Origin of the sequence: Micromonospora sp. WMMD975 (assembly GCF_029581215.1) — a bacterium.
Classification (GTDB): domain Bacteria; phylum Actinomycetota; class Actinomycetes; order Mycobacteriales; family Micromonosporaceae; genus Micromonospora.
On record NZ_CP120739.1, the window covers coordinates 6,137,154 to 6,149,918 of the forward strand.

General features: G+C 72.8%; 10 protein-coding genes, 1 pseudogene and 1 riboswitch. Of the genes and pseudogenes, 7 read left to right on the forward strand and 4 right to left on the reverse strand.

Translation table 11 applies throughout. The features are described 5' to 3' along the window. Window positions 1–138: 138 nt before the first annotated feature. Both O7613_RS27545 and O7613_RS27550 read right to left on the reverse strand, forming a co-directional pair. Window positions 139–1,776 (reverse strand): hypothetical protein, encoded by a 1,638-nt coding sequence (locus O7613_RS27545; protein WP_282290799.1) that lies wholly within the window; start codon window positions 1,774–1,776, stop codon window positions 139–141. A gap of 109 nt (window positions 1,777–1,885) precedes the next feature. After that, window positions 1,886–3,565 carry an NlpC/P60 family protein gene (locus O7613_RS27550; protein ID WP_282290800.1) on the reverse strand — a complete coding sequence of 560 codons (1,680 nt, stop codon included), beginning with the start codon at window positions 3,563–3,565 and terminating at the stop codon, window positions 1,886–1,888. 230 nt (window positions 3,566–3,795) lie between these two features. Between O7613_RS27550 and mqnE the strand changes: the two genes are divergently transcribed. The 3 genes from mqnE to O7613_RS27565 are packed head-to-tail and all read left to right on the forward strand — an operon-like array spanning window position 3,796 to window position 5,694. Further along, window positions 3,796–4,965, forward strand: coding sequence for an aminofutalosine synthase MqnE (gene mqnE, locus O7613_RS27555; protein ID WP_281585471.1), 1,170 nt, complete (start codon window positions 3,796–3,798; stop codon window positions 4,963–4,965). A gap of 7 nt (window positions 4,966–4,972) precedes the next feature. Further along, complete coding sequence (locus O7613_RS27560; RefSeq protein ID WP_282290801.1) at window positions 4,973–5,401, forward strand: hypothetical protein; 429 nt, start codon at window positions 4,973–4,975, stop codon at window positions 5,399–5,401. Window positions 5,402–5,427: 26 nt separating this feature from the next. After that, window positions 5,428–5,694 (forward strand): DUF4229 domain-containing protein, encoded by a 267-nt coding sequence (locus O7613_RS27565; RefSeq protein ID WP_281585469.1) that lies wholly within the window; start codon window positions 5,428–5,430, stop codon window positions 5,692–5,694. Window positions 5,695–5,754: 60 nt separating this feature from the next. On the opposite strand, the gene O7613_RS27570 is transcribed toward O7613_RS27565, so the two are convergent. Then, window positions 5,755–7,077, reverse strand: coding sequence for a C39 family peptidase (locus O7613_RS27570; RefSeq protein WP_282290803.1), 1,323 nt, complete (start codon window positions 7,075–7,077; stop codon window positions 5,755–5,757). Between the two features lie 206 nt (window positions 7,078–7,283). Between O7613_RS27570 and O7613_RS27575 the strand changes: the two are divergent. The 4 genes and pseudogenes from O7613_RS27575 to O7613_RS27590 form a co-directional block, all read left to right on the forward strand. Continuing rightward, window positions 7,284–8,597 (forward strand): annotated as a pseudogene (locus O7613_RS27575) (M14 family metallopeptidase); the annotation flags it as partial. Window positions 8,598–8,720: 123 nt separating this feature from the next. Next, window positions 8,721–8,816, forward strand: a riboswitch (cobalamin riboswitch). Between the two features lie 106 nt (window positions 8,817–8,922). Continuing rightward, window positions 8,923–9,855, forward strand: coding sequence for an ABC transporter substrate-binding protein (locus O7613_RS27580; RefSeq protein ID WP_282290804.1), 933 nt, complete (start codon window positions 8,923–8,925; stop codon window positions 9,853–9,855). Between the two features lie 122 nt (window positions 9,856–9,977). Next, a complete protein-coding gene (locus O7613_RS27585) occupies window positions 9,978–11,009 on the forward strand; it encodes an iron ABC transporter permease (protein WP_281590566.1) in 1,032 nt (343 codons plus the stop codon). Next, complete coding sequence (locus O7613_RS27590) at window positions 11,006–11,797, forward strand: ABC transporter ATP-binding protein (RefSeq protein WP_282290805.1); 792 nt, start codon at window positions 11,006–11,008, stop codon at window positions 11,795–11,797. Before O7613_RS27585 ends, O7613_RS27590 begins: the two co-directional genes overlap by 4 nt. 101 nt (window positions 11,798–11,898) lie before the next feature. On the opposite strand, the gene O7613_RS27595 is transcribed toward O7613_RS27590, so the two are convergent. Then, window positions 11,899–12,657 carry a VOC family protein gene (locus tag O7613_RS27595; RefSeq protein ID WP_281585465.1) on the reverse strand — a complete coding sequence of 253 codons (759 nt, stop codon included), beginning with the start codon at window positions 12,655–12,657 and terminating at the stop codon, window positions 11,899–11,901. Between the last annotated feature and the right edge of the window lie 108 nt (window positions 12,658–12,765).

The window sequence follows — 12,765 nt, forward strand, 5'->3', positions numbered from 1 at the left end:
GTCACGCCGCCGAATCGCCCGCAAGATCGCCCATGGGCGCGCGCAGTCGGCGCGCCGGGTCAGTGATCCCGACAAGTGTACGGCGATCCGCCGACACGGCCACCGCAGCGCGCGGCGGTAGTGGGCGGGCTCACCCCGTCAACCGCCGGTCAGCCCGCTCAACGCGTCGTTGGCCAGGAAGACCACGAGCAGACTGATCGCGATCAACGCGGCCAGCGCCACGGCCAGCACAATGATGACCTTGGTGTTGCTGGCCCGGGTGGTCGGTGTGTCCTCCGACCACCCCTGGGCGAGGATGTGCCCGGTCAGCGAACCGGAGTTCTCCGACGGGTTGCCCTGCGGGAACGAGATCGTGGCGAAGCCTGGTCCCTCGGTGCCGCCGTACGCGGTTCCGGCGAGGTCCTGAGCGTCCGGCTGCGGGCGTACCGGACGGGCCGCCGAGGCGTCCCGGGCGGGAGCGGCCGGCGGCGGCCAGGTCGGCAGCGCCGGCGCCGGCACCACCGGCGGCGCGGGCGCGGCGGGCGGGGGTGTGGTCGACGTGTACGTGGCGACCCAGCTCGGCTGTGTTCCGGAGGGCGACCCGGGCACGCCGGCCATCGCCGGCGGCGGCGGGAACGGCGGCGCGGGCATCGGCCCGGGAGGCGGCGGCGCCGGCGGCACCAGCGGCCCCGGCGGCGGTACGGGCGGCCCGGGCACCGGCGGGACCGGAGCGGGCGGATTCGGCGTCGGCGTCGGCGGTCCGGGTGGATTCGGCGTCGGCGTGGGCACCGGCGGGCTCGGCGTCGGCGGTCCGGGCGTCGGGCGCAGCGGCGGCTCCGGCTCGGGGGGAGCCGGCGACGGGGGCGTCGGACCCGGGACCGGGGTCGGCGCCGGCTCGGGCTCCGGGCCGTGCGGCGTCGGCGGCTGCGCGGGCTCCGGCGGCTGGGCGGGCTCCGGTGGCTCCGGACTGACCGGGCCGGCCCGGTAGATCTTCGCGGCGGCGGGAGCGGCTGCCACCGAGGCGGCGACCTCCTCGGCGGACACCCGGCTCAGGCCGGGCACCGAGGCGCTGGCCCGGGCCGGTGGGGTCTCCGCATCGGTGCGCGGCGTGGGCACCCGGACGGAACCGGAGACCCGGGCCGCCGCGGCGGAGTCACCGCCGGGCGTACCCGCGGCGAAGTCACCACCGGCCGTACCCGCGGCGGAGTCGCCGGGTGCGGGCACCGGGCTTTCGGCGTCGCCGGGCCCCGAGGAGTCGGCGTCGCCGGGAGTGGGCGAGGGGTTGTCGGCGTCGCCGGAGGCGATGGCGGGGCTGTCGGTGAAGCCGAGGGCGACGGCCGGTCTGTCGGCGGCGCCGAGTGCGGACGCCGCAGCCTCGGCGGACGACGCCGATGCGGACGCGGACGTCGGGGCGGCGGGGACCGGTGGTTCGGGGTCGGCCGTGGTCTGGCTCGACGCGGATGCCGGGTGACCGGCATCACCGTCGCCGGGTGGCGTCACGGTGGCCGGGCGCTCGGCCACCGCGAAGGCGGACCAACTGGCGGGCGGAACGGTCGCACCGGGACGGCGCCGGTCCAGCGGCGGCGCGCTCGCCGCCGGAGCACCAGCCCGATAGGTGGTGGCGGTGGCCGGCGGACCGGGGTGTTCCCCGGCGGACGGCGGCGGCACCGCCGAGCCGGCCACGCTCACCCGCGCCCGCGCGACGGCCACCGGTGCCGGCTGCTCGTCGGCGTCACCGGCGGGGTCGGGCGTGGGTCCCGGGTGGACCGTCTCCGCCGGAACCTCGTGCTCGCCCATCTCGCCCTCCGCACCCACGCTCGCCCCCGACCGTGCCGTCGGCCGGAAGTGCCTGGATCTCACCGTGCCACATTCCGGCCCGGGAGCACAGCCGGAGCGGACGGTTCGGTCAGCCGGCGCTGCTCGGGCTCGCGGAGTGGCTGCCGGCCGCGCTGCTGGTGGGCTTGGCGGCGCTCTGGGTCGGCTTCGCGGCGCTGCTGGTCGGCTTGGCGGCGCTGCTGGTCGGCTTGGCGGCGCTGCTCGACGGCGCGGCGGCGCTCTCGGTCGGCTTCGCCGAGCTGGTGGTCGGCGCGGCGCTGGCGGTGCGGCTCGGCGTCGGGCTCGGCGTGTCGGACGGGCTCGGCGTCGGGGTCGGCGTGGTGCTCGTCGACGGGGTGGGCGTCGGGCTCGACTTGGTCGGCGTCGGCGTCGGCTTCGGGGTGCCCGAGGGCTTCGGCATCGCGGTCTTCGTCGGCGTCGGCTTGGGCTTCGGCGGGTTGGTCGGCACCGTCGGAGCCGGCACCGGCGTGGCCGGGGCCGGGATGGCACCGACCACCCGGGTCGCGGCGTAGAGCCGGGACCAGCGGACCACGGAGATCTTCACGACGTCGCCGGTCCGCGGCGCCTCGACCATCTTGCCGTTGCCGATGTACATCGCCACGTGGTGGATGCTGGTCCAGCTGCTGTTCGAGGCGAAGAAGAGCAGGTCGCCCGGGAGTAGCGCGTTGGGGCTGACGGTGCGGGAGCGGGTCGCGAAGTACTGGTCGCGGGAAACCCGCGGCAGGCCCCGGTAACCGGCCGACCGGTAGGAGGCGAGCATCAGGCCCGAGCAGTCGAACCGGTCCGGGCCTTCCGCCGCCCAGAGGTAGGGATCGCCCAGCTGGGCGAGGGCGTAGCGTACGGCGTCGAGCGCCTGCGGATCGGCGACCAGGCCGTTGATGCTCTGGTTGACGACGTACGGGTTGCCGAGCCGCTGCTCGGCGGCGTCCTCCCGGCGCTCGATGTCGAGCAGCATCGCGGCGTTGTCCCGGCGCAGCTTGAGCAGCGCGGCTTCCTGCTTGTGCAGATCCGTCTCGACGCGGGTGAACTCCGCGGTCTTCTCGGTGACCCGCCGCTGCACCGAGGCGTGCGCCTCGCGGGCGACCCGCTCGTCGGTGGTGGCGCGGAGCAGCTCACCGGTCACCGACGTGGTGGCCCGCTCGGCCTTGTCGCCCCGGGTGATCCGTTGCAGGTCGGCGAACTCGCGCAGGCTGGAGCCGAAATTGCCGGTCGGCAGCGCGGCATCGGCCTTGACCGCGTCGGTGGCGGCGCTCTCGGCGTTCCCCCGGGCTCGGGCGAGCGCGTCCTGGGCGTCCTTGAGCCGGCCGGCGGCGACGACCAGCTCGGCCTGGGCCGCGTCCCGCTCGCCCTTGATCCGGAGAAGGTCGTCGCCGAGCTGCGCGACCCGGCCGTCGACCTGGTTGATCTGCGCGATCAGCGGCCCGTCGGCCGGGTTCACGGCGCCGGCCGTGGCAGCCGGCAGGCCCGGCACGGCACCGGCGCCGGGGACGGTGGCGCCGGGGAGGCCCGGGACGGTGCCGGGACGGCCGGCGACGGCGCCCGGCGCGGTGGGCAGTTGAAGGGTGCCGGTGACCTGCGGCCGGGAGCCCGTGCTGGGCACGGTGTCGGGCAGCGGATCGGCCCAGGCGGGTGTGGCGAGCGCCGCGGCCGCGACCGCCCCGAGCAGGGCGGACCAGAGCGCCGGGCGGAGTACCGGTGAGATCACCGGGACCCGTCGCCGGCGCCGTCGGGCCTTGGTGCTGTCGACCATTCCGCTCCCCGTCCGGTCTGATGCGCGCCACGCGTCGTGGGCGTGATGGGACAGGACGGCACTGGTGGTGTGTTCCGCCCCACCTTTGTCTTACCTCACCGACGCAGCGATGTCGATGTGCGGAGGGTGATGAACGGTGAACTGCGTCGCTGCGGCCGACCGCGTCGGCGGTCCGCCCGAACCGCGACGTACGCTCGATCCGAACCCAGGTGGAAGGACGTGGCTGTCGGATGGACGCCGGACTCAAGCGCGAGCTCGAAGCGAAGGTCTACGCGGGGGAGCGGCTGACCCGCGAAGACGGCATCGCCCTCTATGACAGTGACGACCTGACCTGGTTGGGCCGGCTGGCCCACCACAGGCGTACCGAGTTGAACGGCGATCGGGTGATGTTCAACGTCAACCGGCACCTCAACCTGACGAACGTCTGCTCCGCGTCGTGCGCCTACTGCTCGTTCCAGCGCAAGCCGGGTGAGAAGGACGCCTACACGATGCGAATCGACGAGGCGGTCCGCAAGGCCAAGGAGATGGAGGACGAGCAGCTCACCGAGCTGCACATCGTCAACGGCCTGCACCCGACGCTGCCCTGGCGCTACTACCCGAAGGTGCTGCGCGAGCTGAAGGCCGCGCTGCCCAAGGTCAACCTCAAGGCGTTCACCGCGACCGAGGTGCAGTGGTTCGAGAAGATCAGTGGGCTCACCGCCGACGAGATCCTCGACGAGCTGATGGACGCCGGGCTGGAGTCGCTGACCGGCGGCGGCGCGGAGATCTTCGACTGGGAGGTCCGCCAGCACATCGTCGACCACGCCTGCCACTGGGAGGACTGGTCGCGCATCCACCGGCTGGCCCACTCGAAGGGCATGAAGACGCCGTCGACCATGCTCTACGGCCACATCGAGGAGCCCCGGCACCGGGTCGACCACGTGCTGCGGCTGCGCGAGCTGCAGGACGAGACCGGCGGTTTCCAGGTCTTCATCCCGCTGCGCTACCAGCACGACTTCGTCGACTCGGCGGACGGCAAGGTCCGCAACCGGATCCAGGCGCGCACCACGATGGCCTCGCCGGCCGAGTCGCTCAAGACGTTCGCGGTCTCCCGGCTGCTGTTCGACAACGTCCCGCACGTGAAGTGTTTCTGGGTCATGCACGGGCTCTCGGTGGCCCAGCTCTCGCTGAACTTCGGCGTGGACGACCTGGACGGCTCGGTCGTGGAATACAAGATCACTCACGACGCCGACTCGTACGGCACGCCGAACACCATGCACCGGGACGACCTGCTCCACCTGATCTGGGACGCCGGCTTCCGCCCGGTGGAGCGAAACACCCGCTACGACACCGTCCGCGAGTACGATGCCGCGCCGTCGATGGCCGAGCGTCGCTCCGAGCCGCAGCAGGTCTGGGCCTGACCCGGCGATGAGCACCGACGAGCAGCAGAGCGCATTTCCCCGGCGCGACGCCGAGGGGCGCGTCCTCACCCTCGGTGACCTGCTCGGCGTGACGCTCGCCGGCCTGGTGATCGGGGTGCTGGCGCTGCTGCTCTTCGAGTGGGCGTTCGCCGCCGTGGGCGCCGGCGGGTTCGGGCGTACCAACGGCTGGCTGGCGGTGATCCTGCCGCTCTGGTTGTTCTGGGACGACTTCCGGGCCTGGGAGTTCGGGGCCGCCCGGGTGTTGGCCGCGCTGGTCGGGATCGCGGTCGGCGTCCTCGCCGGCCTGCTGGCGGCCGGGCTGGCCGCGGGGCTGCCGGCGCTGTTCACCGGCGCGCTGGCCGCGGCGGTGTTCACCGTGGTCTACGCGGTCATCTGGTTTCATGGCGTGCACTGGCTGGCCCGGCGGACGGGCTGAGGCGCGGAGAGAGTGGGAATGCTGGCATGAGCGCGGCCGTCAAGTACACGCTGGGCCGGATCGGGCTGTTCGTCGCCGTGCTGGCGGCCCTCTGGTTCATCGACATGAACGTTTTCCTCCGGCTGATGCTGGCGCTCGTGTTCTCCGCCGCGCTGTCGTTCTTCCTGCTCAAGGGATGGCGGGACGAGATGGCCGGGGAGATGGCGGAGGCGTCGGAGCGTCGTCGCACGGAGAAGGACCGGCTGCGGTCCGCGCTCGCCGGCGACGACCAGCCCACCGAGCCCCCGAACTAGCCGCACGGTGGTGAGAAGGGGCCCCTTCTCTACGCCAGGCGTTGAGCGGGGCCCCTCCTTTCACATGTGGGGCCAGGGGCGGGTGGTGGGCTTGATCAGGTAGGCGATGCCGCCGGAGCCGGAGGCCACCGTGCCGTTGGCGCGATAGCGCTTGGTGCGCAGCCAGATCTGCTCGAACTGCTCGCGCTTGTAGACGTTGCGGACCGCTTCGTTCGACGACGACGCGGGGTCGTTGACGATGACGTCACCGTCGGCGGTGAAGCCGACGATCACGAACAGGTGCCCGGAGGTGCCGTAGTTGGCGCCGTCCAGCTCGCTGGCGAGGAACGACTGCGAGGTGACCACCGGGATGCCCGCCTTGACGTACCGCTCCGCCTCGTCAAGCGAGTGCAGCCGGGTGACCCGTGCCTCCAGGCCGGGGAAGCCGGCCGCGTACGCGGTGTTGAACGGCCAGTTGCCGGCACCCTCGTACTCGTAGTCGTAGGTCATCCGCGCGGCGTGGTCGACGGTCGGGTCGGCGTAGGCCGGGTCGACCCAGGCGGTGTCCGCGGCCGAGGGCTTGCGCCCCCAGTACTCGACCACCATCTCGGTGGAGGTGGGGGAGCACCATGCCTCGCCGCCGCCGTCGTACTGCGGGTACTCACCGACGTGGACGTTCTGCGAGTAGCGGGGCACGGCCAGCTCGGTGCCCCAGGCGATGCCGCCCCGGCTCGGCGTGACGGTGAACCGGTCCGGCACGTTCGAGGCCATCGCGCCGAGCATCCGGACCCGCGGCGCGGCGGCCTGGCCGGGCGCGCGGTAGAGCGTCAACCGGAGCTGGTACGACCGCAGCAGCACCCCGGCCGCGGCGTCGTCGATGGCGAACGTGTCGGTCCAGATGCTCGACCACGGGTCGCCCTGGCCGTCGAGCGTGGACCGTTTGATGTCCTGGTCGCCGGAGGCCCAGCGGCCCATGACGTACCACGGGGTGTGTTCCCCGGTGGTGTAGGTGCCGTGCAGCTCGACCTGGATCCAGGTGCCGGCCGGGGTGCTGGCGTTCCACGACGCGACCAGCTCGGTGGCGTCGAACCCGATCCGCCGCTCGGGGGAGGTCCAGGTGGCGTACTCCCAGGTGCGGGTGGTCCCGGTGTGCTCGTCGGTGAACTCGGTGGTGCCGGCGGCGCGGCCGATGGTCAGCGCGGGGTCCCGGCCCGGTAGGGCGCGGGTGCCCCGGTGCGAGCCGCTCCGCCAGTCGGGATAGCGGGAGAACTCCTGGAAGGTGATCTGCTCGTCGTGGGTGACGCCCGGTCGGTGGCCGTGCGCGTGGGCGGGTGCGGTGGTGCCGAGGAGGGTGAGCGCGGTCAGGCCGGCGAGGGCGACCGTACGCAGGGGTCTTCCGAACATGGCAGCTCCACTCCGGAGGCGGCATCGTCGCCGTTCACTGTCGCGCCTGGCGGGAAGTTTCGCCAGATGTTCGGCCAGGGAAAATCATTGCCGATGTGAGGACCCGGTCGGGATGGACCTAGATAGAGATGAATGTTGATATGACCATGTAACTGCTGGTGGAGTGTGCGGACAACGGGATCTCCCGTACCCCGAGGAGGTTGTCGATGGCCCTCCATGCGCTCCCGCTCCGCCGCCGGCTGGCGCTCGCCGCCGCCGTCGGCCTGACCCTCGTCACCGCCGCCGCCGGGCCGGCCGCCGCCCGTCCCGCCCCGGAGCGGCCCGGTGAGCAGCCGGCCGCCGTCGCCTACCGGGTGCTCGGCCCGCGGACCGTCGCCGACCGCACCGCGGTCGCCCGCACCGGCGCCGCGATCGACTACTCCGAACACGGTGTGCTGCACGTCACGGCCACCACCGCCGAGGCCGCTGCGATCACCCGGCTCGGCTTCCGGCTGGAGAAGGACGTCTCCCCGGCGCCGGCCGGCGGCGCCACCACGTACGCCTTCCCGCCCGCCGACTCGAACTACCACGACTACGCCGAGTTGACCACGGTGGTGAACCAGGTCGTCGCCGACCACCCGAGCATCGCCCGCAAGCTCAGCATCGGCACGTCCTACCAGGGCCGGGACCTGATGGCCGTGAAGATCTCCGACAACGTCGGCACCGACGAGAACGAACCGGAGATCCTGTTCAACGCGCAGCAGCACGCCCGCGAGCACCTGACCGTCGAGATGGCGATCTACCTGCTCAACCTCTTCACCGACAACTACGGCAGCGACTCCCGGATCACCAACATCGTCAACTCCCGGGAGATCTGGATCGTGCCCACGGTCAACCCCGACGGCAGCGAGTACGACATCGCCACCGGCTCCTACCGCTCGTGGCGCAAGAACCGCCAACCCAACAGCGGCTCCTCGTACGTCGGCACCGACCTGAACCGCAACTGGGGCTACCAGTGGGGCTGCTGCGGCGGCTCGTCCAGCGCGAAGTCGTCGGAGACCTACCGCGGCCCGTCCGCCTTCTCCGCCCCGGAGACCACCGCACTGCGCAACTTCGTCAACAGCCGGGTCGTCGGCGGGGTGCAGCAGATCAAAGCGAACATCGACTTCCACACCTATTCCCAGCTGGTGCTCTGGCCGTACGGCTACACCTACAGCAACACCGCCACCGGGATGACCGCCGACCAGTACAACACCTTCGCCACCATCGGCCAGCAGATGGCGGCGACGAACAACTACACCCCGGAACAGTCGAGCGACCTCTACATCGCCGACGGCACCAGCATCGACTGGATGTGGGGCGCCCACAAGATCTGGGCGTACACCTTCGAGATGTACCCCGGCTCGGCCTCCGGCGGCGGCTTCTACCCGCCCGACGAGGTGATCCCGGCGCAGACCTCCCGCAACCGGGAGGCCGTGCTGATGCTGTCCGAGTACGCGGACTGCCCGTACCGGGCGATCGGCAAGCAGAGCCAGTACTGCTGACCTCACCACCTGTGGTGGGGACCCCGGTTCCACCCCCGCCGGGGTCCCCACCCACCCCCTCCCGTCCGGGCGATCTCCGCTGGTCATGCGCTACCGTGGCACCGACCGTGCCACAGCGAAGCCGGTGCGAAACCGGCGCTGTCCCGCAACTGTGATGCCCCGTACGCGCGGCGTCGGCCTTTTCCGCCGACGCCGACGGACGTGGGACGAGCCAGGTCGCCTGCGGCCCGGTCGCGACACGCGCTCTCGAGGAAGGGCGCCTCGCGGACGGGCCTTTCCACCTGTCGGCGAAGCACCACGCTCCTCGACCGACAGGAGGACCATGACCCGACGTACCCCTCGGCTCTTCGCCGCCGCGCTCGCGGCCGGCGCGGTGCTGCTCGCCGGCTGTGCCGAGAAGACCTCGACCGACACCCCCGCCACCGGCGCCTCGGGCGGCGCCTTCCCGGTCAGCGTGGGCAACCTGACGCTGGAGAAGCGACCGGAGAAGATCGTCTCGCTGTCGCCGACCTCGACCGAGATGCTCTTCGCCATCGGCGCCGGCAAGCAGGTCACCGCCGTCGACGACCAGTCGAACCACCCGGCCGAGGCGCCGAAGAGCGACCTCTCCGGCTACCAGCCGAACGCCGAGGCGATCGCCGCGAAGAGCCCCGACCTGGTGGTGCTCGCCAACGACACCAACAAGATCGTCAGCCAGCTCGTCGCGCTGAAGATCCCGGTCCTGCTCGCCCCGGCCGCGACCACGCTCGACGACACCTACCGGCAGCTCACCGACCTGGGCAAGCTCACCGGCCACCCGGCCGAGGCGGACGCCGTGACGCGGAAGATGAAGGACGACATCACGGCGCTCACCAAGGACCTGCCCAAACGCGCCGAGAAGCTGACCTACTACCACGAGCTGGGCCCGGAGCTGTACAGCGCGACGAGCAAGACCTTCATCGGCACCATCTACGCGCTCGCCGGGCTGGAGAACATCGCCGACCCGGCCGACGCGGGCGGCAAGAGCGGCGGCTACCCGCAGCTCTCCCAGGAGTTCATCGTCAAGGCCAACCCGGACTTCGTCTTCCTGGCCGACACCAAGTGCTGCCAGCAGAGCGCGGACACGGTCAAGGCGCGCAGCGGCTGGGGCGGCGTCACCGCGGTGAAGAACAACCAGATCGTGGCGCTCGACGACGACATCGCCTCCCGCTGGGGCCCGCGCGTGGTCGACCTGCTCCGGACGATCGTCGACGCCACCGCCAAGGTCCCGGCCTGACCGTGGCCGTACGACCGGTGGACCCCGTGCCGGCCGGGACGCCCGATGGGCCCCGGCCGGCCGGCCGGCTTCCCCGCCCTCGTCGCGCAGCCCGGGCCGACACCCCGGCCCGACCGGCCGGGCTGCGCCGACGATGGCTGCTCGCCGGCCTGGTGGCGGTGCTCGTCGCGCTGGTGGCCGGCGTGTCGTTCGGCCCGGTCAGCCTGCCGCCCGGCAGCGTCGCCGCCGAACTGCTCAACCTGCTGCCCGGGGTGCACCTGGACAGCGGGCTCACCGAGCGGGAGATCGCCATCGTCACCGAGCTGCGGCTGCCCCGGGTCGTGCTCGGCCTGCTCGTCGGCGCGCTGCTCGCCCTGGCCGGCGGCTGCTACCAGGGTGTCTTCCGCAACCCGCTGGCCGACCCGTACCTGCTCGGGGTGGCCGCCGGGGCCGGGTTCGCGGTCACCGTGGCGATCGTGCTCGGCGCCGGGGCCGGCGGGGCGCTCACCGGGCTGCCGGTCACCATCCCGCTCGCCGCGTTCGTCGGCTCGCTCGGCGCGGTCGCGATGACGTACCTGCTCGGCGCCGCCGGCGGGCGGGACCGCTCCCCGGCCGTACTGATCCTGGCCGGGGTGGCGGTCTCGGCGTTCTTCTCCGCCGGGCAGACCTACCTGCTGCAACAGCACTCCGACAACATCCAGCAGGTCTACTCCTGGCTGCTCGGCCGGCTGGCCACCGCCGGTTGGCACGACGTGTGGCTGGTCCTGCCCTACTTCGTGTTCACCGCCGTGGTGGTGCTGGCGCACCGGCGCGAGCTGGACGTGCTCTCGGTCGGCGACGACGAGGCCACCAGCCTCGGGCTGCATCCGCAGCGCTCCCGCTACCTGCTGATCGTCGCCGCCTCGCTGGGTACCGCCGCCGCGGTCTCCGCGTCCGGCCTGATCGGCTTCGTCGGCATCATCGTGCCGCACACCGTACGACTGCTCGCCGGCTCCAGCCACCGCGTGATCCTGCCGCTGTCGATGCTCTTCGGCGGCGCGTTCCTGGCGTTGACCGACGTGATCGCCCGGACCGCCGCCGCGCCGGCCGAGATCCCGATCGGCGTGGTCACCGCCCTGCTCGGCGGCCCGTTCTTCGTCCTGATCCTGCGCACCTCCCGCCGGGTCGGCCAGTGAGCGCGGCGCTTGAGGTTCGGGACCTGCGGATCGAGCTGGGTGGCACCCCGGTCCTGGCCGGCATCGACCTGACCGTCGCGGTCGGCGAGTGGGTCACCGTCATCGGGCCCAACGGCGCCGGCAAGTCGACCCTGCTGCGCGCCGTCGGCGGCCTGCTGCCCGCGCCGGACGCCGTCACCCTCTTCGGTACGCCGATCCGCGCGCTGCGCCGCCGCGACCGGGCCCGGGTGGTGGCCACCGTGACGCAGTCCCCGGTGGTGCCGGCCGGGATGGCGGTCTTCGACTACGTCCTGCTGGGGCGCACCCCCTACATGCCGCCGCTGGGTCGGGAGTCCGCCGCCGACCTGGCCGCCGTGCACGAGGTGCTGGACCGGCTCGACCTGGGCGGGTTCGGCCGCCGCGAGCTGGCCACGCTCTCCGGCGGGGAGCGGCAGCGGGTGTTCCTGGCCCGGGCGCTGGCCCAGGGCGCCACCCTGCTGCTGCTCGACGAGCCGACGAGCGCGCTTGACATCGGGCACCAGCAGGAGGTGCTGGAGCTGGTCGACCAGCTCCGCCGCGAGCACGACCTGACCGTGCTCGCCACCATGCACGACCTCTCCATCGCCGGCGAGTACGCCGACCGCCTGGTGCTGCTCGCCGACGGCCGGGTGGCCGCCGACGGACCACCGTCGGAGGTGCTCACCGAGCAGCTACTGGCCCGCCACTACCGCGCCCACGTCCGGGTGATCCCCGGCCCCCACGGCCCCCACGTGGTCCCGCTCCGCGTGAGAGGCGGGGGCCCCGCTTAACGCATTCGGTAGAGGCGGGGGCCCCGCTTAACACCCACGTGTTAAGCGGGGCCCCCGCCTAACAAGCGGGCAGGGCGGGTGGGCGGGGCGGGGGTGGGTGGTCAGCGGAGGGTGGAGATGGAGAAAAGTGCGCCCTGGGGGTCCCGCAGGGCGGCGGCGCGCCCGGCCGGATTGTCCCGGGGCGGGACGAGGATCGTGCCGCCCAGCTCGGCGGCCCGAGCCGCGGTCGCGTCGGTGTCCTCCACCGCGAAGTAGACCGTCCAGTACGCCGGCAGGTCCGCGGGCAGGGGCTCGGCCGGCGGCAGCATGCCGGCGACGATGCGGGCGCCGCAACGCCACCCGACGTAGGGGATCGGCCCGGCCGTTCGCTCCTCGGCGTGCCAGCCGAAGACCAGCGCGTAGAACTCCCTGGCCCCTTCCGGGTCGGGGGTGACCAGCTCGTTCCAGCACATCGCGCCGGGCGCGTTGAACAGCTCCGCGCCGCGCATCGCCATCGGTTGCCAGACGCTGAACACCGCGCCGGCCGGGTCGGCGAGCACCGCCATCCGACCCTGCCCGCTGACGTCGAACGGCGACACCAGCACCTGCCCGCCGGCGGCCTCCACCCGGGTGGCGACCAGGTCGGTGTCGTCGGTCGCCACGTACGTCGACCAGATCGGCACCTGGTCCGGCGTGGCCGGCGGGCCCGCACCGGCGACGGCCTTACCGTCCTTCAGGAACACGGTGTAGCCCTCCGCGTCCGGCACGGTGGAGATCCGCCCGGTCCAGCCGAACAGCTTCGGATAGAACTGTCTCGCGTCCTCCAGGCCGGGCGTGGCCAGGTCGGTCCAGCAGGGTGTGCCGGGCTCGACGCCGTTCACGGTGACCCCTCTCGCCAGGAGCGGTCCCGCTGGCCCGCCCTGCCGGCATCGTGGCACCGCCGGCTCGGCCGCCGGGCCGGAACCGGACAAAAGGTCGGCTGAAGGTGG

Bases quoted from the DNA above. Each gene is read 5' to 3' on its own strand.
- O7613_RS27580 (WP_282290804.1), top strand. From the start codon at position 8,923: ATGACCCGACGTACCCCTCGGCTCTTCGCCGCCGCGCTCGCGGCCGGC.
- O7613_RS27545 (WP_282290799.1), bottom strand. From the start codon at position 1,776: ATGGGCGAGCACGAGGTTCCGGCGGAGACGGTCCACCCGGGACCCACG.
- O7613_RS27550 (WP_282290800.1), bottom strand. From the start codon at position 3,565: ATGGTCGACAGCACCAAGGCCCGACGGCGCCGGCGACGGGTCCCGGTG.
- O7613_RS27570 (WP_282290803.1), bottom strand. From the start codon at position 7,077: ATGTTCGGAAGACCCCTGCGTACGGTCGCCCTCGCCGGCCTGACCGCG.
- O7613_RS27565 (WP_281585469.1), top strand. From the start codon at position 5,428: ATGAGCGCGGCCGTCAAGTACACGCTGGGCCGGATCGGGCTGTTCGTC.
- mqnE (WP_281585471.1), top strand. From the start codon at position 3,796: ATGGACGCCGGACTCAAGCGCGAGCTCGAAGCGAAGGTCTACGCGGGG.
- O7613_RS27560 (WP_282290801.1), top strand. From the start codon at position 4,973: ATGAGCACCGACGAGCAGCAGAGCGCATTTCCCCGGCGCGACGCCGAG.